Origin of the sequence: Natronococcus amylolyticus DSM 10524 (assembly GCF_000337675.1) — an archaeon.
Lineage (GTDB): Archaea > Halobacteriota > Halobacteria > Halobacteriales > Natrialbaceae > Natronococcus > Natronococcus amylolyticus.
This window is the reverse complement of record NZ_AOIB01000036.1, coordinates 43,502-66,333: the sequence shown is the minus strand read 5'-3', so window position 1 is coordinate 66,333 and position 22,832 is coordinate 43,502. Positions and strand designations below refer to the sequence as shown.

General features: G+C 62.9%; 19 protein-coding genes. 12 read left to right on the top strand and 7 right to left on the bottom strand.

Annotation, left to right across the window (positions count from 1 at the left end):
- The first annotated feature begins 4 nt into the window (after positions 1-4).
- The 3 genes from C491_RS17680 (at position 5) to C491_RS17670 (ending at position 3,550) form a co-directional block, all read left to right on the top strand.
- Positions 5-1,810 (top strand): ABC transporter ATP-binding protein, encoded by a 1,806-nt coding sequence (locus C491_RS17680; protein WP_005558836.1) that lies wholly within the window; start codon positions 5-7, stop codon positions 1,808-1,810.
- Between the two features lie 5 nt (positions 1,811-1,815).
- Positions 1,816-2,574 carry a hypothetical protein gene (locus C491_RS17675; protein ID WP_005558835.1) on the top strand — a complete coding sequence of 253 codons (759 nt, stop codon included), beginning with the start codon at positions 1,816-1,818 and terminating at the stop codon, positions 2,572-2,574.
- A gap of 247 nt (positions 2,575-2,821) precedes the next feature.
- Entirely contained in the window at positions 2,822-3,550 is a 729-nt protein-coding gene (locus tag C491_RS17670) for a phosphatase PAP2 family protein (RefSeq protein WP_049892283.1), read from the top strand.
- Between the two features lie 67 nt (positions 3,551-3,617).
- On the opposite strand, the gene C491_RS17665 is transcribed toward C491_RS17670, so the two are convergent.
- Positions 3,618-5,039 carry an O-antigen ligase family protein gene (locus tag C491_RS17665; RefSeq protein WP_005558833.1) on the bottom strand — a complete coding sequence of 474 codons (1,422 nt, stop codon included), beginning with the start codon at positions 5,037-5,039 and terminating at the stop codon, positions 3,618-3,620.
- A gap of 229 nt (positions 5,040-5,268) precedes the next feature.
- On the opposite strand from C491_RS17665, the gene C491_RS17660 reads away from it, so the two are divergent.
- The 3 genes from C491_RS17660 (at position 5,269) to C491_RS17650 (ending at position 9,066) form a co-directional block, all read left to right on the top strand.
- Positions 5,269-6,255, top strand: coding sequence for a GDP-mannose 4,6-dehydratase (locus tag C491_RS17660; protein ID WP_005558832.1), 987 nt, complete (start codon positions 5,269-5,271; stop codon positions 6,253-6,255).
- A 105-nt stretch (positions 6,256-6,360) separates the two neighbouring features.
- Positions 6,361-7,569, top strand: a complete 1,209-nt coding sequence (locus tag C491_RS17655; protein WP_005558831.1) for a hypothetical protein — start codon at positions 6,361-6,363, stop codon at positions 7,567-7,569.
- Positions 7,570-7,602: 33 nt separating this feature from the next.
- The gene (locus C491_RS17650) at positions 7,603-9,066 is read left to right on the top strand and encodes a flippase (protein ID WP_005558830.1); all 1,464 of its coding nucleotides are present in this window, start codon (positions 7,603-7,605) and stop codon (positions 9,064-9,066) included.
- A gap of 16 nt (positions 9,067-9,082) precedes the next feature.
- Here C491_RS17650 and C491_RS17645 read toward each other — a convergent pair whose 3' ends face one another.
- Entirely contained in the window at positions 9,083-9,754 is a 672-nt protein-coding gene (locus C491_RS17645) for a hypothetical protein (protein ID WP_005558829.1), read from the bottom strand.
- Positions 9,755-9,905: 151 nt separating this feature from the next.
- On the opposite strand from C491_RS17645, the gene C491_RS17640 reads away from it, so the two are divergent.
- Genes C491_RS17640 through C491_RS17630 form a run of 3 tightly spaced genes read left to right on the top strand, consistent with a single transcriptional unit; the run spans position 9,906 to position 12,791 of the window.
- Positions 9,906-10,862, top strand: coding sequence for a glycosyltransferase family 2 protein (locus C491_RS17640; protein ID WP_005558827.1), 957 nt, complete (start codon positions 9,906-9,908; stop codon positions 10,860-10,862).
- A 50-nt stretch (positions 10,863-10,912) separates the two neighbouring features.
- A complete protein-coding gene (locus tag C491_RS17635) occupies positions 10,913-12,010 on the top strand; it encodes a glycosyltransferase family 4 protein (RefSeq protein WP_005558825.1) in 1,098 nt (365 codons plus the stop codon).
- 46 nt (positions 12,011-12,056) lie between these two features.
- On the top strand, positions 12,057-12,791 hold the full coding sequence (locus C491_RS17630) for an AAA family ATPase (protein WP_005558823.1): 735 nt from the start codon (positions 12,057-12,059) through the stop codon (positions 12,789-12,791).
- 236 nt (positions 12,792-13,027) lie between these two features.
- On the opposite strand, the gene C491_RS17625 is transcribed toward C491_RS17630, so the two are convergent.
- The 4 genes from C491_RS17625 to C491_RS17610 form a co-directional block, all read right to left on the bottom strand.
- Positions 13,028-14,242, bottom strand: a complete 1,215-nt coding sequence (locus C491_RS17625) for an MFS transporter (RefSeq protein ID WP_005558821.1) — start codon at positions 14,240-14,242, stop codon at positions 13,028-13,030.
- A 114-nt stretch (positions 14,243-14,356) separates the two neighbouring features.
- Positions 14,357-15,454: a glycosyltransferase family 4 protein gene (locus C491_RS17620; protein WP_049892325.1), complete on the bottom strand. Its 1,098-nt coding sequence runs from the start codon at positions 15,452-15,454 to the stop codon at positions 14,357-14,359.
- Between the two features lie 45 nt (positions 15,455-15,499).
- On the bottom strand, positions 15,500-16,432 hold the full coding sequence (locus tag C491_RS17615) for an SDR family oxidoreductase (protein WP_005558817.1): 933 nt from the start codon (positions 16,430-16,432) through the stop codon (positions 15,500-15,502).
- Entirely contained in the window at positions 16,432-17,904 is a 1,473-nt protein-coding gene (locus C491_RS17610; RefSeq protein ID WP_049892267.1) for a sugar transferase, read from the bottom strand. The genes C491_RS17615 and C491_RS17610 overlap by 1 nt, the downstream gene beginning before the upstream one ends.
- 358 nt (positions 17,905-18,262) lie before the next feature.
- Here C491_RS17610 and C491_RS17605 point away from each other — a divergent pair, with 358 nt between their 5' ends.
- Positions 18,263-18,847 carry a hypothetical protein gene (locus C491_RS17605; protein ID WP_005558811.1) on the top strand — a complete coding sequence of 195 codons (585 nt, stop codon included), beginning with the start codon at positions 18,263-18,265 and terminating at the stop codon, positions 18,845-18,847.
- A gap of 260 nt (positions 18,848-19,107) precedes the next feature.
- Here C491_RS17605 and C491_RS22155 read toward each other — a convergent pair whose 3' ends face one another.
- Positions 19,108-20,802 carry a transposase gene (locus C491_RS22155; RefSeq protein ID WP_083909389.1) on the bottom strand — a complete coding sequence of 565 codons (1,695 nt, stop codon included), beginning with the start codon at positions 20,800-20,802 and terminating at the stop codon, positions 19,108-19,110.
- Positions 20,803-20,962: 160 nt separating this feature from the next.
- Here C491_RS22155 and C491_RS22150 point away from each other — a divergent pair, with 160 nt between their 5' ends.
- Together C491_RS22150 and C491_RS17590 are read left to right on the top strand one after the other, a co-directional pair.
- Entirely contained in the window at positions 20,963-21,427 is a 465-nt protein-coding gene (locus C491_RS22150) for a winged helix-turn-helix transcriptional regulator (protein WP_160167169.1), read from the top strand.
- 380 nt (positions 21,428-21,807) lie between these two features.
- Positions 21,808-22,812: a Cdc6/Cdc18 family protein gene (locus tag C491_RS17590; protein WP_005558806.1), complete on the top strand. Its 1,005-nt coding sequence runs from the start codon at positions 21,808-21,810 to the stop codon at positions 22,810-22,812.
- Positions 22,813-22,832 lie beyond the last annotated feature (20 nt).

Below are 22,832 nucleotides of genomic sequence, written 5' to 3'. Positions count from 1 at the left end.
CGAGATGTCTACTGACGATGCCGAGCATATCTCTCGGCGCGACAAGATCGACGCACTGCTAGACGTCGCCCGGTTCAGCCCGAAGTTCACGACGCTGATCGTCGGCCTCGGGCTGCTCGCTGCGGTTCTCGAGGGAATCGGACTGAGCTTCATCCTCCCGATCATCGAGATCGTCCAAGCCGACGATCCCGTCGCCGAGGCCGACGGGCTGATGGAAGCGTTCGTCGTCGCCTACGACGCCCTCGGCGTCCCGTTTACCCTCGGATTCGTGGTGGCCGGCGTCGCCGTCGTAATGACGGTGCGGTACACGGCGAGTTTCCTCGTCGGCTGGTTCCGCGAGGCGCTGCGGACCTACTACATTCGTGATCTGCAGGTGCGGGCGTTCGACAACGCCCTCGACGCCGAGGTCAAATACTTCGACGAGGAGGGCTCCGACGACATCCTCAACGCGATCGTCACCCAGACCTACTACGCGGGACGGGTGATCCGGCGCGTAATCAAGGTCCTCGAGCAGCTCTTTCTCTCGCTTGCGTACCTGACGATCGCGCTGGTGATGGCGCCGACGCTGACGCTGATCGCGATCGCCATCCTCGGCGGACTGACGGTCCTGCTTCGAGGCGTGCTCGAGGGCGGATACGACCTCGGTGACGAGGTCGCCGACGCCAACGAGCGCCGACAGGAGGCCGCCCAGGCCGGCACGCAGGGGATCCGCGACGTGCGGATCTTCGGGCTCGCCGGGGAGCTGCGCGGGAACTTCCTCGACGCCGTCGACCAGTACACGACCGCGCGAATCAAACTCCGACGCAACGAGGCCGCGATCGACAACTTCTACAACCTCGGCGTCGCGGTCTCCGTGTTCGTTCTCATCTACCTCGCGCTCACGTTCGCCGACCTGTCGATCGGCGCCCTCGGCGTGTTCCTCTTCGCGATGATGCAACTCGGCCCCAAGGTCAGCGCGCTCAACGAGTACTACTACAAGGTCGAGAACGACCTTCCCCACCTCGTCCGGACCCAGAAGTTCATCGAGGGCCTCGAGAACCGCGAGGAGGTCAACGAGCCGACTCGCGAGGTGCCCGACACAGTCAACCACGTCGAGTTCGACGACGTCGAGTTCTCCTACGACGGCGACGAACGGGTGCTCAAGGGGATCGACTTCGAGGTCGAGAAGGGCGAGTTCGTCGCGTTCGTCGGCCAGTCGGGCGCCGGCAAGTCGACGATCGTCTCGCTGCTGGCTCGGCTGTACGAGGTCGACCGCGGCGAGATCCGCGCCAACGGCGTTCCCATCGGCGAGATGGACGTCGACGAGTGGCGCGAGCGGATCTCGATCGTCCGCCAGGACCCGTTCATCTTCAACGACACGCTGCGGTACAACCTCACGATCGGTAACCGGGACGTGACCCAGGCGGAGATCGAGCGGGCGTGTTCGATCGCGAAGATCGACGAGTTCCTCGACGATCTCCCGAACGGGTACGACACCGTCCTCGGTGACGACGGCACGCGGCTGTCGGGCGGCCAGAAACAGCGCGTCTCGCTCGCCCGAGCGCTGCTCGAGGACACCGAACTCCTCATTCTGGACGAGGCGACGAGCGACCTGGACTCGAGTCTCGAACAGGAGGTTCAGGCGGCGATCGAGGGGATGGATCGGGACTACGCGATGCTCGCGATCGCCCATCGGCTCTCGACCGTCGAGAACGCGGATCGCATCTACACGGTTTCGGACGGCGAGGTTGTCGAGGCCGGCCAACACGGCGATCTGATCGACCGGGGCGGGCAGTACGCCGACCTGTACGCGATCCAGTCGCGCAAGTGATTCGAATGACGCCGACCGACCGCTCACACGTCGAGTTTCTCGGCCCACCGGGAGCGGGCAAGTCGGCGGTACACGGACGACTCACGTCCGATCCGCGGTACTACGGTGGACTCTACGAGAACGGTCTCGAGCGACTGATCCAGGATCGCTACGACGGCCCTACTCGGCTGGCGTACCGACTGCTGCCGTCGCGTCCGCGCTCGTACGTCGAGACGCTCGTTCTGCAGCACCCGATTCGGAAACGGCTGTTCTCGTCGTTCCTGCTCGAGCAGCCGTCGTTTCCGGACGCGATGGTCGGCGCCCGACAAGCGGTCTCTCAAGAACCCGACCAGGCTGCGTCGCTGCTCAGGAACATCGCAGAGCGCTACCAGCTTGGGGTCGAGACGGTCCGGTCGGACGAACGGTTCTGTATGGACGAGGGGTTTGCGATGGGGGCCGTCTCGACTCTCTGGCGGGGTGGAGACCGGTTCTCTCTCGAGGCGTACTTCGATCGCGTGCCGACGCCGGAGACGCTCGTCTACGTCACCGCGCCGACGGCGGTCTGCCTCCGGCGCCAGCGCAGCCGGGAGAAGTCTCTCTCGGAGCGACACGGCGTCGCAAGGATGGACGACGCACAGGAGCGACACGAGCGAGCCTGTTCGGAAGTCGTCGAGGCAGCCGAGGCCGACGACTCGATCACCGTCGTCAGGGTCCCGAACGAAGGGCGTCTCGAGGACGCCGTCGCAACCGTCGATCGGGCACTGCGAAGCGACGGGAGCGGTTGATCGCTCGCTCGCGACCGATACTGACACCGACTCGAGTTCGAGGGCCGGCGCTCGGGGGTGGGAGGCGTTCGATGCGACTCCGATCCCCGCGTCCGACGACTCGATAGCCTTTTGAATTAGAGCTAGCAGGTATGCTGTAACGCACGCGCCGAGAACCGATGATGGGCTGTGTATCGACGCGGGGCGGTCTCCGCGTCCCGGACTCGAGGGGTGAGCGGACGACCGATCGCGGCGTCCGCGGGTCGCCGTGAGCCGTAGCCTCGGCGTGATGGAGGCACTCCGAACGATCCTTCCGGAGTGGTCCCTCGAGGCGTTCGTCGCGGCGACGCTGTTCGGGGACCTCCTGTTCGTCGCCCCCGCACTGGTGCTGTTTTACCTCGTCGACGTCGGCTCGTCGATTCGGCGCGGCCGACGGGAGGAGCCGCTGTGTTCCGACCGAACGGTCTCTCTCATCGCGACCATCTTCGGCGGCCTCTCGCTCGTCGTCCTGCTCGAGTCGGTGTTCGCGCTTCCGCGTCCACCCGCGGAGTACCACGTGATCGAGCCCAGCGAGTTCGGCTTTCCGAGCGGGCACACGATGGCCGCCACGGTCTTCTGGGGCGCGCTGGCGCTGTGGCTCCCGCGCGGCCGGCGGTCGGTTCGAATCGGTATCGCCGGAGCGATCGTCGCCCTCGTCGCCGTCTCCCGGCTCGCACTAGGTGTGCACTACCTCGTCGATGTCGTCGCATCTGTGGTGTTCGGCGCCGTCTACCTTGCCACGGTCGGCCGGCTCACGCTTGACCGACCGCTGCGGGCGTTCCTCGCGGCGCTCGGAATCGCGCTCGCGGCGGCGGTCGCCACCGGGGTCAACGATCGGGCGTTCCTCGCGCTCGCCGGGACCGCCGTCGGACTGGTCGGCTGGTGGCTCGTCGAACACCCGGCAATCCGACGACGGGTGTACGGCGTATACGACCGTCTCGTCCCGGGTTCGACCTGAGAGCTTCCGGAACCGTTCGGTCACTGATGCGCTCGAGGAATCGTCCGCGCGCTCGGCTCCGGTCTCTTCAGTCGCCAAAGAGCAGGTAGCCGATCGCCATCGACGCCAGCACGCCGCCGATCGACCACTCGAACAGGGTGTAGGACTCGAAGAATAGGTGGATCGCCCAGCCGACGACGAACGCGAGCATCGCGACGTCGACGTCGCGGTAGGCGGCCAGCCCGCGAGCGACGCTGCCGGCGATCAGCCCGCCGTAGGCGAGGGCACCGACGAAGCCGGTCTGGATCATCACCTCGAGGTAGGAGTTGTGTGGCAACGGCGCCGTCTCGCCCTCGAGATAGGGTTCGATGACGAGGTTCGCGGGACCGCTGCCGTGGCCGAACAGGAGGGGGCCGTCCCGGATCGCCCGCAGACTCGCGGTCCAGAGTTCGAACCGACCCGACGTGGAGATGTCGACCACGTCCGCGTACATTGCAGCGAGCAGTCCGAAGACACCGACGGTGCTCGCCACGGCGGCGACGGGGACGGCGATGCGGCCGCCAGCGACGTAGGCGGCGTAGATCACGAGAACGATCGCCGAGGCGAGCATCGCCGCCCGGGCGTTCGAGAGGAAGACGCCGGCCCCACAGAGGCCGGCGAGCGCAACCGCGAGTGCGGCTCCCAGCGGTCGACGGGCGACGACCGAGCGGTGGAGTTCGACGACCGCAGCGACGAGACCGGCGAACGAGACCAGCCCGAGGGAGTTGGGGTTCGGGAAGAACGACTGGATCGTCGAGCGTTCGGTTTCGATCAGGGGCACCGACGGAGTCCCCGACCACTGACGAACCTCGAACGCCCACAGGCTGTACTCGCCGACGACGTACGTTCCGAGACCGAGTATCACGGCGACCGCCGCCAGCCGGGGGAGAAACCAGAGGAAGATCCGTTTTGGAACGAGCCGCGGGACGACGAAGAGGCTCGTTCCCATCACGACCGCGGCCCACAGCGGCCACCGCGACTGCGAACTCGAGGGATCGTACGCGAGCGTGTGGGCGAGGTAGATCCCGGTCAGAACCGCAAAACAGCCGACGGCGGCCCACTGGCCCGCCGTGTACCGTCTGGCGTCGGTGACGACGAGAAAGAAGGAGACGGCGAGAACGAACACGATCGCGATCGCGAGCGGACGGCTCGGACCCAGACCGAACCCGGGCGAGGAACTTTGGTAGATCACGCCGAGGACGACGAAGGAGATGCCGAGCACCGAGAGCAGCCCCGCCTGGAGCTGATCGAACTCCTGGTAGGCGTTCGCGACGAGCCGACAGCCACAGACTGTTCCGAGCAGGACGGCAAAGGCCGCCAGCTGCCACGCCGCGACGGCGTCCGTCGAGTACGCGAGAATCACCAGAATCAGATGCAGGCCGAACAGACCGTAAATGAACAGGTTCACGAGGCGCTGGGGGTCCCATCTCTGGGCGAACAACGTCCCCGGCTCCCGTTCGACAGCACTCACGTCTCGAGTAATTATCGGCGACGAATAAATAACTGAGCCAGTAACTATATCCCGGCGGTTCGTTCCCCGCACGGGGCTGCCAAACATCGGACCGCGAACCGCGCCGTTCGCTCGTCGCTTCCGCTCGAGGATCGACGAATCGGCGTACCCGGCTAACCGGTCGGCAGATCCGCACTCACACATAAAAAGTCCGATGTGTTTTTGGGAGTCGGCGGTCTGTTGGCGAACGATGCGCGTTCTCGTCACCGGCGGCGCCGGATTCATCGGAGGGCACCTCGCCGAGTCGTTCGCGAAAGCGGGACACGACGTGACGGTGCTCGACAACCTGGATCCCTACTACGACACCGGGATCAAGGAACGAACGGTCGAACTCGGCCGAGCGGCTGCGGCGGAAAGCGACGGCGCCTACGCCCTTCTCGAGGGCGACGTTCGAGATGCGACCCTCGTCGACGAACTGGTCGGCGACGCGGACGTCGTCTACCACCAGGCGGCCCAGGCGGGCGTTCGAACGAGCGTCGACAATCCGCGCAAGCCGAACTCGATCAACGTCGACGGCACGCTGGACGTCCTCGATGCGGCCCGCGAGACCGACCTCGAGCGTGTCGTCCTCGCGAGTTCCTCCTCGGTGTACGGCAAACCGGAGTACCTCCCTTACGACGAGGATCACCCGACGACGCCGGTCAGCCCCTACGGCGTCTCGAAGCTGGCCGCCGAACAGTATGCCCGGGTCTACCACGAGGTGTACGGCCTCCCTACAGTTTCGCTGCGGTACTTCACCGTCTACGGCCCGCGGATGCGTCCCAACATGGCGATCTCGAACTTCGTCTCGCGCTGTCTGAACGGGAAGCCCCCGGTCGTCTACGGCGACGGCACCCAGACGCGGGATTTCACGTATATCGACGACGTCGTCGGCGTCAACCGGCAGCTGCTGGCCGACGACTCGGCCGATGGCGAGATCGTAAACGTCGGGAGCACCGATACTATCGACGTCCGGACGCTGGCGGCGCTGGTTCGCGACGAGATCGACCCCTCGCTCGGCCTCGAGTACGCCGAGCGACGGACGGGCGATGCCGAACACACTCATGCCGACGTCTCGAAAGCCCGCGAGCTGCTGGGGTACGAGCCGTCGACGTCGATCCGGGAGGGCGTCTCGCGGTTCATCGACTGGTACCGTCGGAACCGGCACTGGTACGAGCCGCTGGTGTTGGACTCGTAATCCGACCGGCCCGAGCGATCCGTGCCGTATACCCTACAGCTCTACTCGAGCGGCTGTAAGCTTCCGAAGAAAAGGTAAAGGAAACGGGCCTCCCCTTACTGAGCCATGGCGAAGACGGCCGCAGCGTCCGTCGGCGCTGCACTCAGCGTCGCGGGGCTCGCCCCGACCACGTGGCTCGTCGATTCCGCCGTCGGCTACGTCATCTCCGGGAGTATCCTGCTGTCGATTTTCGCGCTCGGCGCCCTGTACGGACTCGAGGACGGCCGGCTGACCGGCGCCTCGCTCGAGTGGCCGGTCGTCGCGCTCTTCGGCCTCTACTGGGTCGGGCTGGTCGTCCAGTTTGGCCTCACGGGATCGACGTCGTTCGTGCCCTACATCCTGCTCACACCCGTGGTCTGCATTACGCTGTGGTACGTCTGCCCCCCGCTGCTCCTCGCACGCCCGAGGCAGTTCGTGGGCGGGCTCGTCGGCGCCGTCACCGCGCTCACCCTGCTCGGCATCGGCCTCCTCGGCCTCGAGACGGTCACCGCGGCGAACTTTCCGTGGACGGGCAACAGCGTCCTCGGCCGACCGGGCCTTCGCGTCGCGTCGGTGTACGGCAACTCCAACGCCTTCGGGTTCGCGGCCGCGGTCGCGAGCCTCGGCGCGCTGTGGGCGCTCCTCGAGTCGCGGCGCCGACCCTGGGGCGCCGCGTTGCTCGTGACGCTGACGGGGCTCGTCCTGAGCGACGCGACGATGGCGCTGTTGTCGTTCGGGGCGGGAACGGCCGTCCTGCTGTTCGTTCGCGCTCCGATAGCCGGGCTCGCGTTCGCCGCCGTCGGCGCGATCTCGGCGTCGGCGTTTCTCCTGACCGATCTCGGCGCATCCTACCTCGCGCTCGTGATCGAACGCGGCGGGAGCGAGCGCCTCGTGTTCTGGGGGATCGCCCTCTCGCAGGCCGCCGAGAGCCCCCTCATCGGCGCCGGATTCGACGCCGGAGTCCCGACCCACAACTCGTTCGTCGCGATCGTGTTGAACGCGGGATACCTCGTGGGCGGCGTGTACGTCCTCGCACTCGCCGGGGCGGTCGCTTCGGTCCTGCAGAAGGTGCGGGCGCGGAACGATCCGTCGTGGAACGGGTTCGTCCTCGCCGCGTTGACGCTGCTCGCGTTGCAGATGCTGACCGAGTCGTTCACGCTCGGCGGGCTGTCCACGCCGTCGCTGATGCTCGCGACGTTCGTCGGGTTCGCGCTGGTCGACCCGTCTGGGAAGACGACGATACCGCTCTCCCGGACGTTCGGCAAGACCCCCGACTCCGGCGGCGTCGATCAGTAGCCTTATTCCGCCCTGCTCGGAACGAACGCCGAGATGGCGCTCGCAGCGAAGATCGTGTCCGGGCTCAAGGCCGACTTCGCCTCGCAGGTCGTCCGGAACCTCTCGAGCGGCCTCCTGGTCGTCGTCCTCGCCCGGCTGCTGGAGCCCAACGAGTACGGGCTGTTGTACCTCGCGATCTCCGTCTTCGCAATCGTGACGGTGATCGGTCGGCTCGGACTCGGCAAGTCCGCCGCCCGCTACCTCACCGAGTACGAGGAGCGCGATGCCGGCCAGATTCCCCACATCGTCGAGACCGTCGCGCTCGCGCTCGCGGTCACCCTCGGGACCGTAACCGTCGCCCTGATCGTCGCCCGCGAACCGCTCGCGGCGCTTTTAGGCGAACCCGGGCTCGAGGAGCTGTTGCTGGTCGGCGCGCTGTACGTCGCGGGCCACGGGCTCGTCAACTCCGGGCGAAACCTCTGTCAGGGGTTCAAGGAGATCGAGTGGGCCGCATACATCACGCTCGTCGAGGCGGTCGTCCGTCCTATCGTCGCGATCGGGCTCGTACTCGCCGGTCTCGGCGCGGTCGGTGCGCTCGTCGGCTACGTCGTCAGCTCGCTGCTCGGCGCCGCGCTGTTCGCGGCGGTTATCTACCGGCTCTATTCGCGCGCGGAGCGGGGCGAACTCGAGACGGGACTCCGCCGCCGGATCGCCGAGTACGCGCTCCCGATCACGCTGACCGAGAACGGAAGCACGATCATCAAGCGCGTCGACGTCGTCCTCATCGGGGCGTTCCTGACGCCGCTCGCGGTCAGTTACTACGTCGTCGCCAAGCAGCTCCTGACGTTCGTCAAGTCGCCCGCGAACTCGCTCGGCTTCGCGATCTCGCCGCGCTACAGCGAACAGCTCCAACGGGGAAACCTCGAGACCGCCTCGCGGCTCTACGGCGAGGCGCTGACGGCCACCCTCGTGTTCTACGTTCCCGCGGCGGCCGGGCTGGCGATCGTCGCCGAGCCGACGCTCGCGCTCGTCTTCGGCCCCGAGTACGCCGGGGGTGCGATCGTCCTGCAGCTCCTGACGATCTACCTCGTCGCGCAGGCGGTCTCCTACGTCACCAGCGGCGGGCTCGACTACCTCGGCCGGGCGAAACACCGCGCGTACGCGAAGGGGGCGGCGGCGGTCGCGAACCTCCTGTTGAACCTCGCGCTCATTCCGACGATCGGGATCGCCGGTGCGGCGATCTCGACGGCGGGCACGTACGCGGCCTACGTCACGGTGAACGTCTACCTCATCCACCTCGAGCTCGACCTCGACTGGCGGGCGATCGGTCGTCGCTGTGCCAAGGTCGGGGCCGTCACGGCGGTCATGTCCCTCGTCGTTCTACCGCTTTCGCCCATGGTCGACGGCGTCGTCTCGCTCGCGGCGGTCGTCGCCCTCGGGACGGCCGTCTGGCTCGGGGCGACGGTCTCGATCGGCCTGCTCGAGCGCCAGCAGCTCCGTTCGGCGGCGCCGTTCTGACCGCCTCGAGTAGGTGTCAGGCTCGCGCCAGCACGTCCCGCCACCGGATCGGGATTCGACCGACGTAGGTTAGCTTCGGGTGTTCGTCGAACGGGTTCGCCGTGTCGCGGTGAGCCCGCCACCAGCGGTCGTGGACGGCGTTGATCCGGACCGGTATCTCCTCGAGCCCGACCAGCTGTGACGCCACCAGCCGGTGGAACCCACAGGAGTTGAAGATCAGCGCCCCCTCACGGCCGACGTTGACAGCTACCTGATCGTACCGGTCGGCGGTTCGCTCCGCCTGGGCGGTGTCGTACTCGAGTTCGATCCCCCGTTCCCGGATCGACGCGAACAGCTCGTCCAGGTAGGCCCCGTACCCGGACGCTGCGTAGGAGCGGGCCTCGCGCTCGGGGTAGCCGGCCTCGCGCAGTCGCTCGGGAGTGAGGTCGCCCTTGCGGACGCTCCCCTCGTAGTACCCCCGAAGCAGCCGGTACTTCGGACTCTCGGACAGCGGCTTCGCCTGCAGGTCCCACTCCCCGGGCTCGATCCGGCCCGCCGAGCGGTACTTTCGCAACACGGTGTACTCGAGGTACGTCCGGATCTCGCGGGGATCGACCCGACAGATCACGAACGGCGGAACGGTCGGCCCCGTGATCGATCGCGGGAGGGCGTCTCGCAGCTTCAGCCGGAGCAGGTTCCTGTCGATCATGGGTCGGACCGCGTCGGCACGCGGCGGTTACGGCTCGAGTAGCGACCCCAGCCGTATAGCTCTCGGTGGTCGCAGTCGACCCCGTCTCGCGAACGCTTGCAACCTCTCGCGGAAGCGACACGCTGAAGGCGCCGAGGGAAATTTCACCGGTATGGCGACCGTCAGTGTAGTGATCCCGACCTACGAACGTCCCGCCTTCCTCGAGGGCGCCGTCGAAACTGCACTGGCCCAGACGTACGACGATCTCGAGGTGATCGTTGTCGACGACGGCTCCGAGACCGACTACCTCGGGGCCGTCGTCGACGAGTACCCGGAGCGGGTGGTCGGGATCGAACACGAGGAGAACCGGGGGCTCTCCGCGGCGCGGAACACGGGGATCGAGCGCGCCTCGGGTGAGTGCGTCGCCTTCCTCGACGACGACGACCGGTGGCACGAGACGAAGATCGAACGGCAGGTCCGACGCCTCGAATCGGACGACCGGGTCGGCCTCGTCACCTGCCTCTCCGTGTCGGTAACCCCCGACGGGGAGGTTATCCACGTCGAACGTGACGCACCCAGCGGCGACCTCTCCGACGCTATGCTGCGAAAGAACCTGCTCGGCTCGCCCTCCCGCGTGCTCGCCCGACGGGCCGCACTCGAGGAGGCCGACGGGTTCGACGAGAACCTGCCGACGAAACAGGACTGGGACCTCTACATTCGCCTCTGCCAGCGCTGGCACGTCGGCGCCGTCGACGACCACCTCTGCTTTCGGACGTCCCACGAGAGCATGTCCAGTTCGCCCGAAGCCGTGACCCGCGACTACCGAGCCGTGCTCGAGAAACACGAGTCGCTGATCCGCGAGCGTGGCTACTGGGAGCCGGCGACGGCGGCGGTCGCCGAGCGAGCGGGGCGGGCGTACCTGGATCACGACGAACTCCGAAGCGCCCGTAGCGCCCTCAAGGCCGCCCTCTACGCGGAGCCGACGAAACGTAGGGCGGCGCTGCTGGCGCTTTCCTACACCCACCCCGCGGTCGTTCGATCGGCGATCGCCGCGACGCGGTACCTGCGCTCGAGGCGCGACTCCAGCGGGTTCGAGTACGGGGAAGCCGTCCGGTCCGGGTCCGCGTAGCGCCGTCCGCACCGAAGCCTTTACCCGTCCGATCGGAAATCCCTCGAGCAATGGTTCGCGTCCTCGCCGTCCTCACGCACGTCAAGCCGACGACCTTCTCCTACGAACTCTGCGAGGCGCTGGCGGCGATCGACGGGATCGAGGTGACGATCGTTTCCTACTACGACGCCGCCGTCGAGGAGACGGCGATGGCGCCGGAGTCGGCCGTCGAGTTCGTGCCGCTGAACGCGAGTTCGCGTCTCGATCCGACCGCAATAGCCCACCTTCGCTGGGTCCTGCGGACGAGGTCCTACGACGTCCTCCACACCCACCACAACTTCGTCGGCTCGCTGGCCCGGCTGCTCGCCCCCCGCGGGACGCGAATCGTCGACACCGAACACGCCGACCACGAGCGTCACTACTCGCTCCCGCAAGTGCTGGTCAACGCCGCGACGCTCCCGCGGGCCGACCGGGTCGTTGCAAACTCGAGGCGGACCCTCGAGTCCCTGTACTGGTTCGAACGGCTCGGACTGGACGACGAGCAGTGCTCGGTGATCTACAACGGGATCGACGTCGATCGGATCGACCGCGTGCTCGAGGAGCCCCGCGACTCTCGGGAGGGCGAGGGGCCGCGAATCACGTCGGTCGGCCGGCTGAGCGAGACGAAGAACCAGTCGACGCTGCTCCGGGCGTTCGCGTCGCTCGCCGACGACTACCCCGAGAGTCGGCTGACGATCGTCGGTGACGGTCCCCTGCGCGAGGACCTCGAGTCGGTCGCCGACTCGCTCGGCGTCCGAGCGCGCGTCGAGTTCACGGGCTTCGTCGACCGCGAGGAGGTGTACCGGATTCTCGCCGCGAGCGACCTCTACGTCCAGCCGTCGCTGTCGGAGGGCTTTTGCGTCGCCCTCGTCGAAGCGATGGCCTGTCGGCTTCCGGTCGTCGTCAGCGACGTTCCCGTCCTGCACGAGGTCGTCGGCGAGGCGGGCGCCTACGCGACCCCGACGGAGCCCGCCGCGTTCGCCGACCGCCTGCGACGGCTGCTCGGGGACGACGAGCTGCGCCGGGAGTTCGCCGAGCGGGCGTCCGACCGCGCGCGAACCGAGTTCCCCCTCGAGCGGACCGCCGACGCCTACGCCAAGCTGTACCGGGAGCTGCTCGAGTCGTCGTAGGGATCGAACCGGAACCGCTTTTGCCCGAACGTCGGACGATCCGACCGTGACGGGGTCCGCAGACGGCACGGCGACGGTGGAGTTCTTCGGCGTTCCCGGAGCGGGAAAGTCGACGATCGCCCGCCGACTGACCGAGCGGCTGGCGGCGACGGGACGACCGGTCTCGGAACCGACGTACGAACTCGCCCACGGAGTCTCGAGCGCGCGACGGTATCTCGCCAAGAGCGGGTACGCCGCCACCGGAACGTGCCGGCGGCCCCGACAAGCGCTCGCGGCCGCTCGAGCGATCGCCGAAAGCGGTCAGCCCTCCCCTCGAGCGCTGGTGAAGACGACGTTCAACTGGCTGTACGTGACCGGCGTGCTCGAGTCCCGAAAGTCCGGAGAGCTGCAGGTGCTCGACCAGGGGCTGGTACAGGCCGCCTGGTCGGTCGGACTCGGCGCCGAACGGGATCGAACGACCCCGCTGTGCGAACTGGCCGTCGACGCGCTCTCGCGGGCGGGTCCATCGGTGGTCGTGGTCGTCGACGTCGCGCCCGAGACGGTCCGCGAACGGCTCGCGAGTCGCGCGGACGGCGACACACGGGTCAGTCCCGCTGGCGACGGTCACGGCGTCAGCGAGGCGTTCGAACGGAAGGATCGAATCGAACGCTCGCTCGCGGACGCCGTCGCCGACGAACCGTCGGTCGACCTGCTCCGCGTCGACAACGAGTCGCAGGCAGACCTCGAGGACGCCGTCGCGACGGTTCTCGAGCGCCTCGAGGGCGAACGACACCACGGTTAGCAGCCGGTGGTGGGTCGACTTTCCGCACACTGCGTGAAACTCGTGTTACGTCCGGCTCGAGTGAGCAAAGGAGCGGCAATCAATTCTTCTGATAGCTGTCCAGAGAGGCGTACTGGCGACAGAGTATGTACTGATCACGGCGACCGGATTCGTTTCTCCCGGTCGATTTTAGATTCGTTTGATCTGGATGGATACGATTGGATACCGCTGAATCTATCGGTCGTTCGGAACGGCGGTTACGAGCCGGCAGTCGGCAGGAGTAGCGCCAGCAGAAGGCTAGCGCCGGCGATGGCCCCGAGTCCGAGGAAGGCGCCGTCGAAGTACCCCCACTCCGCGAACGTCCCGATGATCAGGGGTCCCGTTGCCCCGAGCGCGATGTACCCCGTTCGGAGGAGACCGAGGCCAGTCCCTTTGACGCTCGAGGGAAGTTCGTTGACGAGGTACGTTTGAGTGAGCGGTGTCGCCCCGAGGAGCACGCTGGCGACCGTCGTGACCAGGAGGAGCGAGCCGAGCGTCTCGGCGAACGGAAGCGCGAGCAACACGACCGTCGAAACGCCGGCGACGATCAGTAGCATGGGCCGGTAGCCGAACCGATCGCCGCCGGCTCCGGCGGCCGGTTGGACGGCGATGCCGACGACGAAGAACCAGCCGAAAAACGCCGCGGCGGCGGTCGGCGATAGCCCCTTCATTTCGACGAGGTAGATCGGGTAGAACCCGGTGAACCCCTGGTAAACGAAAAAGAGCACGAGGTGGACGCTCGTAATCAGCAGGATCAGTCGATCCGCGATCCCGTCGATCACCTCCCGGAACGTCGCCACCGTCAGCGAGTAGCCGTCCGTTGCCGTCGAGACCCGGCCGGGGATCGCCCAGAAGATCAGCACCGCAACGAGGAAAAACAGCGGAACAGTGATACCAAAACCTACCCGCCAGGACAGCACCCCCGCGAGGACGCCGGCGACGACGGGGAGGGCGGCGTTACCAGCCTCGCCGGCCGAGAGCGTCAGGCCGATGGCGGTGCCGTCCCGCCGCTCGTAGATAGCCGAGAGAATCGTGAACCGCGCGGGGCCGAATAGCGCGGTCGAGAACCCGAAGACCGCGGTGGCGACGAACAGCATCACCGGCGTCGTCGCGCCGGCGACGGCGGCGATCGCGATTCCCGAGCAGACGGTGCTGATGACCAGCGCGTTCCCCTCGCCTAACAGGTCACCGACGATCCCTCCGGGGAACTGTCCGAGTGCGTAGGCCGTCCAGAGCACCGTGACGAGCAACCCGAGAACCGCCAGGTTGACGTCGAACGTCTCCCGAATAGACGGGAGGAGTGCGGGAAAGATCAATCGGACGCCCAGGGATAGAAACCAGCCGCTGGCGACGCCGACCAGAATCCAGCCGCGGCCGTCACTCCAAAGTTCGTACGCGACGTCCCGAACACTTCCGAGCCGGTTTCTATGCACGCCTTACTACCTCGAAAAGCGTATGCGCTCTTAGTTGTTCGCTCGCGTACGGTACTCGTCGCTCTTAGCTTCGAGGAGCGAACCGCGTCAGCGGTGAGCGAGTAGGGTGGGGAATCACCGGCGGCTGACTTCCCGGAGCACGCTCGTGGTCCGCTCGACGGTCGACCGCCAGTCGTACTCCGGTCCGGGACCACCGTCGCTCCGGGCACTCGAGCGCGAGAGCTGCGTTTCGATCCCGTCGGCGAACGCCTCGACGTCGCCGACGGGAGCGACGCTCCCGCCGTCGCCGACGACCGCAGCGACCTGCTCGAGGTCCGAACAGACGACGCGAACGTTCGAGGCCATCGCCTCGAGGACGGTTCTGGGGACGCCCTCCGTCCGACTCGGGAGGACGAGCACGTCCGCCGACCGGTAGACGCGGGGCATCTCCTCGTAGGGGAGGTGGCCCAGAAACTCGACGCCGTCGCCCAGCCGGTCGGCGGCTCGCTCCTCGAGGCGTTCGCGGAGCGGCCCCTCGCCGCAGAAGTACAGCGTCACGTCGGGGTACGTCTCACGCATGCGTTCGACGGCCGCCAGGGCGTCCTGCGGTCGCTTTCCCTCGACCAGTCGACCAACGAACAACACGATCGGTCCCGACGACTCGAGCAGGTCGCTTTCGGGACCCTCAGGCCGAAATCGCTCGGTGTCAATCCCGTTCGGGACGACTTCGATCGGCGTTTGGACGCCGAACTCGCGGAGCTGGCGCTCGCCGACGTCGGTGTAACAGAACGCGACGTCGGCCTGGTCGAACGTCCACCGGCCGACAGTCTTCAGATACCACTCGAACACCCGTTCGGGCGCCGTCTGGGAGTACAGCCCGTGGTTCGTGATCGCCAGCGGCGTCCCCCCGAGCCGACGCTTCAGCGCCGCCAGGTTCGTCGAGAAGTACAGGTGTGAGTGGGCGTGGACGACGTCGAACCCGCGGGCGTCGTGCAGGTACCGTGCGACGCCGACCGAGAGGTCGTTGCCCAGCGGGCTGACCGTCGGATCGTATCGAACGACGGTGTAGCCGTCTCGCTTCTCGAGGTGGGGGAGTTCGGGGTCGCGTCGCACCGTCAGGACCGTAACGTCGTGGCCCATCGCGGCCTGATCCCGGCTCATCGCGTGGACGTGGTAGGCGCCGCCGCCGTTGACGTCGGGATAGCTCTTCTGTGCCACTCGAAGGATTCGCATCGGTCGATCCGCGTCGGGTAGTTCGAGCGACATTCCTGAATCCACTCAGTCGTTCTCCACGAGCCGCGAGAGCCCCTCCTCGAGGCCTACCGTCGGTTCGTAGCCGAGTTCGGTTCGGATCTTCGAAATCGCTGCCTGACTGTGTTCGATGTCGCCGGGTCGGGGCTCCCCGTGAACGATCTCCGAGTCCGAGCCGACGACCTCGCGGATCGTCTCGGCGAGTTCCCGGATCGTCACCGACGACCCGGTACCGACGTTGAACGACTCGCCGACGGCGTCGGTCGTCGCCGCGAGCAGGTTCGCCTGCACGACGTCCGAGATGTGGACGAAGTCCCGCGTCTGGGCGCCGTCGCCGTCGATCGTAATGGGTTCGTCGGCCCGGGCCTGCTCGAGAAAGATGCTGATAACGGCGCTGTAGTCGCCGCCGACCTGTCTCGGGCCGTAAACGTTGAAGTACCGAAGCGACACCGTCGGCAGACCGTACAGCTCGTGGTAGAGCCGGGCGTACTCGTCGACGGTCGCCTTCTCCAACCCGTACGGCGAACTCGGTTCTGCCGGGTGGTCCTCGTCGATCGGCGTGTACTCGGGGTGGCCGTAGATCGCCGCGCTCGAGGCCAGTACGACCCGGGCGTCCTCGGCGCGGGCCCGCTCGAGCAGCGTCAGCGTCCCGTCGACGTTGACCGCGTGGCTCTCCACGGGATCGTCGACCGACCGCTCGACGCTGACGAGGGCTGCCTCGTGGAAGACGAGATCGATCCCGTCCGTCGCTCGCGCGACGGCGTCCTCGTCCCGAAGGTCGCCCTCGACGAGGGTCACGCCCTCCGGAACGCGGTCACGGCGACCACTCGAGAGGCTATCGAGCACGCGAACGTCGTTCTCGTCGGCGAGCGCGTCGACGAGATGACTACCAATAAACCCCGCTCCACCTGTTACCAGAATCGTCTCTCCCGTCGGCGGCTCCGGTCGTTGACCTGACATCAGCTGCTACTCGACTCTTCGTCGCCGTCCTTAGTTAAGCGTTCAGACAACAGGTCGACGACGTCCACCGTGACCGACCAGATCTGGACGGCGACGAGCCTGAGGTCCAGCCACAGCGACCGTCGTCGTACGTACTCGAGGTCGTACTCGAGTTTCTTCGCGGGTTCGAACCCCGTCACATCGTTGATCTGTGCGATACCGGTGAGCCCCGGTTTGACGAACCAGCGCCTCGACCAGTCGATGCCGTCGGCTTCGATCTCCCGGTCGATCTCGGGGCGCTCGGGTCGCGGACCGACGACGCTCATCTCGCCGCTGAGAATTGAAAACAGCTGTGGGATCTCGTCGAGGTGAGTCTTCCGGAGGACTCGACCGACCCCGGTGACGCGGGGATCGACGCCGCCGGCGTCCTCGTCGCTCAGCTCGGCACCGTCGCTTTCGGCGTCGGTGACCATACTCCGGAACTTCGAGAGGGTAAACGTCCGCCCCAGCGTCGACGTTCGGACCTGGTTGTAGAGGACGGGACCGGGAGAGTCGAGTTTGACCGCCACCGCGACGAGCAGAATTATCGGCGCCAGTACGAGCAGTCCCACCGTTGCGAAGGTCAGATCGAACGCTCGCTTCGTTAGCCGTCCGTACCACGGCCACGGCTGGAGGTCGACGCGCACCAACGCGTCGCCGACGGGTTCGTCCTCGAGAACACGGTCGGCGAGCGAGTCATGGACGAGCGCGTCGACGCCCTGTTCCCGGCACGTCCGCAGGACGCCGAAACACTCCTCGCGGTCGCCGTGAGCGAACGCGAGCACGACGGTGTCGACGTCGCGCTCCCGGACGACTCGCTCGAGTCGCGAGAGCCCGCCGAGGCGCTTGGTTCCGGCGATCAGCTCGAGTCGGTTGAGCTGGGCATCCGTCCGGAGGCCGCCGTCGGTTCTAAGAACCTGTTCGTCGTCGGAATGTCGGTCCGGTACCGAGCTACCGGGATACGACATCTCGATCGACTGCTCGGTCAGTACCGGTGATAGGAAGCCGAGGGGCGAAACGGGAAGCGAGAGGACCGAGGATTTGATCAGCGTGGGCTCGTCGCCGACGATCAGGACGCGTTCGGGGCGGTCACGACGACGACAGTGTGCGTACCAGGCAGGAAGCGCGAGTGCGAGGATGGTACCAGAGACGAGCGTCGTCGAAACTGCGGGGGCGATAGGGACGCCAGTGACCGCGAGGGAGATAAGAACGAGGCAGGCGATACCGATCTGTCGCCAACTCTCCGAAAGCACCGTCGTTACCGAGCGTGGTCGGGAGACGTACAGCGGGGTCAACGCGACGCTGACGACCCCACCGACGAGTGCCGCGGCGAGAAGGCTCTCCCCGAGCGTCGTCGGCACACCGGTGAGGATACCCGCGACGAACCCCGCCGCGAGTGCGAGCAGCAGCGTCCCTGTGGCTGCGGCACCGCGATATCCCCAGCGTAGTAACATTCAACATATTCTCTCCCTCAGACGCCGTATTAAAGCTTGTGAGACGGTGTAAGGTTAGTATACGACTAGTTCAGGATATTCGACTAATAGTAGTTCGTTGCTACCTATCAGACGGTTTATGACAGATCTAACGGTCGATCGTCGCCGGCTGACGGGACGGCAAGCGATCCAGAATTTTTGGGATCCGGTCGCGGACAGCGGAACGGATAACTAACCGACGGCTATCGCTCTCCCATCGAAGTTTGCCACAACGAACGCGACCTGAGCCGGTAGGTCACGGACAGTTTCGGCATCCACAACGTCCCGTTTCTCGGTTATGTGACTATTACTAACCACGTTCTCGAACGAAGGGGACACCATGAACCGACGGAAAATCCTTCTCGGAGCCGGCGCCGCACTCACGACGACGATAGCAGGGTGTGGAAGCGCGGACGGAGAGGAGTCGGACGAACCGAACGACGCCGACGAGATGGACGACACACTCGAGGACGATTCCGACGACGCCGACGACACACCGACCGACGAACTTTCCGAGGAGGACGGCGAAGACGATGAAGACGACGAGGACGAAAACGACGACCCAGTCGAGGACCGGATTCCCGGTTTCGAGGACGACTCGTTTACCATCGACAGTGACGAGATTTCGCTCAAGGAGGTGACCCGTGACGACGAGACGGTTACCGTTCGGATGGAGGCACACTCCCTCGACCAGGAGGCCCTCGAGGACGACCTCGAGGACGCCGGTCGGGCGTTCGTCGGGGCTATCGACGACGTCGACGAGTTTACCGGCACCGTCTCGACCGTCGAGTGGGACGTCGAGCACGGTGGCACGAGCCTCGCCGACTTCTACATCGAATCCGAGTGGCTCGAAGCCTACGAAGCGGAGGAGCTCTCGGAGGACGAACTCCTCGATCGGATCATCGACACTGGATCGATGGACTAAGCTTCCGAGAAATCGAGTGGTAAACGGCATATCGCGATACAAAAACGGCGGCGAAACGCCGATCACAACTTCGGAGTTTACCCGGTTGACAAACGAAAACCAGTCCGCCAACCAATTCTGTTTATCTGAGAAATCAGGTCAGAGAAGATACGAATTTAAAATTATTTACTAATATAAAATACAGTTGGTTGTTGACGAAAATAAGAAGTGCTAACGAGCGATGCAACTACTCAAAAAATGAACGCGATAACAACAATCAGTTACCCGTATTCTTTCTGCGGCTCAACAAAAACTGCCATCAACTCCACAAATTCTCCGGCTGTTATTGGTGGAGACTCACCAAGATCCGCATCCACCAAGTCCCGAAGAACAAGATTCGTTAACCGCCACAGATTGTACATCAGAGTAGCCGCAATAAAATAGAACATCCGCATGCGGTAGTCTTTCGAGCAGGTGACCGGCAGGAAATCCGCTTTGATCGACTTGTACTCGTTCTCAATCATCCATCGGTCCCGGTACTGAGCCACCAAACCTTGTGCCCGATCCGGAGTTACATCTGCATTTGTTGTGAACAGTGCAGAACCCTCACCCGATTTTGACGGGACATACATGAAATTCACTTCATGTGTTCTGCCATCAACTGAAAGCGGAACATCTTGTTCGACTGCCACATCTGCGTAAGGATGTTGCTCGACTTTTTCAGCGTTCTCGGAATCCTTCGAGGCACTGAACCGCTTCGGAATCAAGTAGGTCATTCCTTTCCAATGAATTGTATCTCGAACAAGATGGGTGTCAAACTCCCGATCTGCCATCACCTTGTTGATCTCAACATACTGCTGCGCCTTATTCAGAAGCCGCTCTACTACATCCGCTACTGGTGTTGATCCAACGCCATCATTTTCCCATGCAGAGTGACGTTTAACTGGTTCAACAGCAAGAATAATCGGGGTGTTTGCTCCTACTACAGTTAACGTCGCAAACTCATATCCACGAACACCTCTCTCCTTCAACCCTGCAACCATTTCTGGATAGTCTTCCTTCGGAAGATCCCGGTCTCTGTCCTTCCATGGAGAGGGATAGAACTGCCATGGTGTAATGTCAATGGCGACGTTAACTGGTTCCCGAATATCGTTTTTGAGTGTGGATTCCTCTAAGAGATGTTCAATAGCGTCATCGAACGGATCAAGTAACTGTTTCCGAATCCGTTTCCAATTCACCGTGTCTGATCCATCACTCCATTCTTTGAGACTGGTTTGGGGATTAGGAGCACCAATTTTCTTTATTGTTCTTTCGTGTGTGTCGCCATGTGGTGTCTCGCTTCGTTTGCTCATCCGAGCAAAGCGCCGACCGCCTTGTGCAGTCCCACATCTAACCATCGACAAGTAGGCCTGCATCTCCCAGAAAATGTTATCGTCGTATTTTGCGTTCTCAGCACGTCCTGTGCTGAACGGTTTGAATACGTGTTTCCGGGCGAGTTGCGTGGCCCGTCGAATTTCTTTCTCAGTTAGCCCACCGTCCTGAATTTCGTCCGGTGAAATTGGTGGAGAGTCGTTTGGAGCATGAATCAGACCGTGTTCTTCCGCGATTTTCTGGATTTGAGATGCAGCATCACGCAGGAATAGCCAGTCCGTGCGTGAAAAACGTTTTTTGCGCGTGTGTGACAGTGTTGCTTGTCTTGGAGAACGGTCCAGCCCGAATTTCATCAGTATGTGTGGCCATTGCTCCAAGTGTCGTGCAGTTTCTCGTTGGCTGAGGCCGCGAACTTCTTTGTAAAGGAATATGCGTACCATTCCCTCAAAATCGTAGAAAGCAGATCCATTATGCTGGTCTGTGAACATTTCGTCTGAAAATTCGAGATCAGCAATTACTTTCGAAATATGGTCGCGGACTTGGCAGCGCTCTTCTGTCTGCTCGATTAGGTCGTTAAGATGAGAATCGTGGTTTGATGGTTTCATGGTAGATGTCCTCTGGTTTTAAACTAAGATTTAAGTGCGGAGTTTCCGATTTCCGGTAATCGGGGTAGTTGATGGGTGTATTTAATCAAAAAGGTGAGAGCGTGCGCTAAATTAGAGTGTACTGTAGAATTTAATATGTTGCAATATGAATCAGAGATTAATGTCAGGAGATGTTAGAGGGTTTCTGTGGAAAAAAGGGTCAATACGAATGGTGTGTGAGATGGGATATAATGGGTCTCGTTTCAACGAATTAGATGATGCACTCGACATTAGTCAAGGAACATTAACTAAAAGGTTGAAACGGGCAGAATATTTGTCACTAGTTGACACTGAAGTAGTTGATGGAGAGAAGGGAAAATCACATGCGTATATTTTGACGAACAGGGGAAGGTATTTATTGATGAATATGGAGCATATTGGCTTAGTTCACTATCATTACGAATTAAGAGATGCGCGTAAAGGATTCGATGATGCGCGTGACAATGTGTTAGACACTATTGTAGATGGTTATGAAGAAATGGACAAAGAATATGCGGATGATGAATTTATTCCGATTGCACCTACGCTGTACACCACTACGGACCCTGCAAAGGAAGAACAAGGAAGAGTAGACAAGGATGAATGACTGCTGGTAGTAGTTGGTAGTATATCGTCTGGAATGTGAATCCAAATTGGTCGCACGTTACGTATAGAGTGCGCACTGAACGGCTCCAAACCGAGTAGATTTATATGTCTGCCGAACGACAGTATAAATATGAACCTGACTAAAGCTCAACTGGGCCGTATAGCAGGGATACTCGGGATTGTTATTTCTCTGTTCATTATCGTCAATGGGCTCGGATTAATCTGATCCCTATCGTATCGTTCTACGGATTCTCTCTACGTAAAGCGAGTTTCAGATAACTTTCTCAATGAAGAAACCGGACTACGGAGTACTAATAACTGAATCGGAAAAGCGGAAATTCACCACTTCCACTTATTTAGGATGCTGTTGAAGTATGCGTTATGATAACAGACGCACGAGTCCTCCAAACCGAATTCGTACCCAAAGACCTCGTTCACCGCGATAACGAACTCACCACACTCTCCGCCGCCCTCAAACCACTCACTAACGGCGAACCAGGAGAAACCACCCTCCTACATGGACCCCCAGGCGTCGGAAAAACCTGCACTACACAATACATCCTCAACCAACTCCACGAAAACGTAATCGACCTCAACACACAATACGTCAACTGCTGGAAAGACCACACCCAGTTCCAAACCCTCTACCGCATCCTCGAAGGCATTGACCAAACACTCGACATCCACCGCCAATCCACACCCACCGACAAACTCCGTGACCGACTACACAACTACGACGGCCCACCCTACATAGTCGTTCTTGACGAAGCAGATCAACTCGAAACCACCGACGTACTCTACAACATATACCGCACACCAAACATCGAAATGGTTCTCATAGCGAATCAAGAGGCAGATCTGTTCTCTCGGTTGGATACCCGTCTCAAAAGCCGTTTACAGACAATAACACGCATCCATTACAAACCGTACCGGAGCGGTGAGATCGTATCCATACTTGAAGACAGAGTGCACTGGGGGTTGGAACCAGATACAGTCACTCGTGATCAGTTAGAGCGCATTGCTGTCGCGTCTAAAGGCGATTCTCGCGTTGCAATAGGAGTGCTTCGGAGAGCTGCACGACTGGCTTCACAAGACAATGAGCGGGCTATTTCGGACGAGTATATTGATGAAGCAGTACCGGAAGCGAAAACGGAAATCAAGCAGAAAAACGTAGAGAAACTTACAGAGGATCAACGGATACTCTATGATATTCTGACCGAGGAGGGAGAGATTTCGGCTGGTCGACTGTATGAATCCTATCGGGATCGGGCTGATGAGCCGAAGACAAGACGAATGATGCGGTACTATCTGAAGAAGATGCAGCACTACAACCTTGTTGTTGCTAACGGCGAAAACCGAGGACGAACGTATAATACCTCTTCCTAACCAGTGATAACTGAAAATGT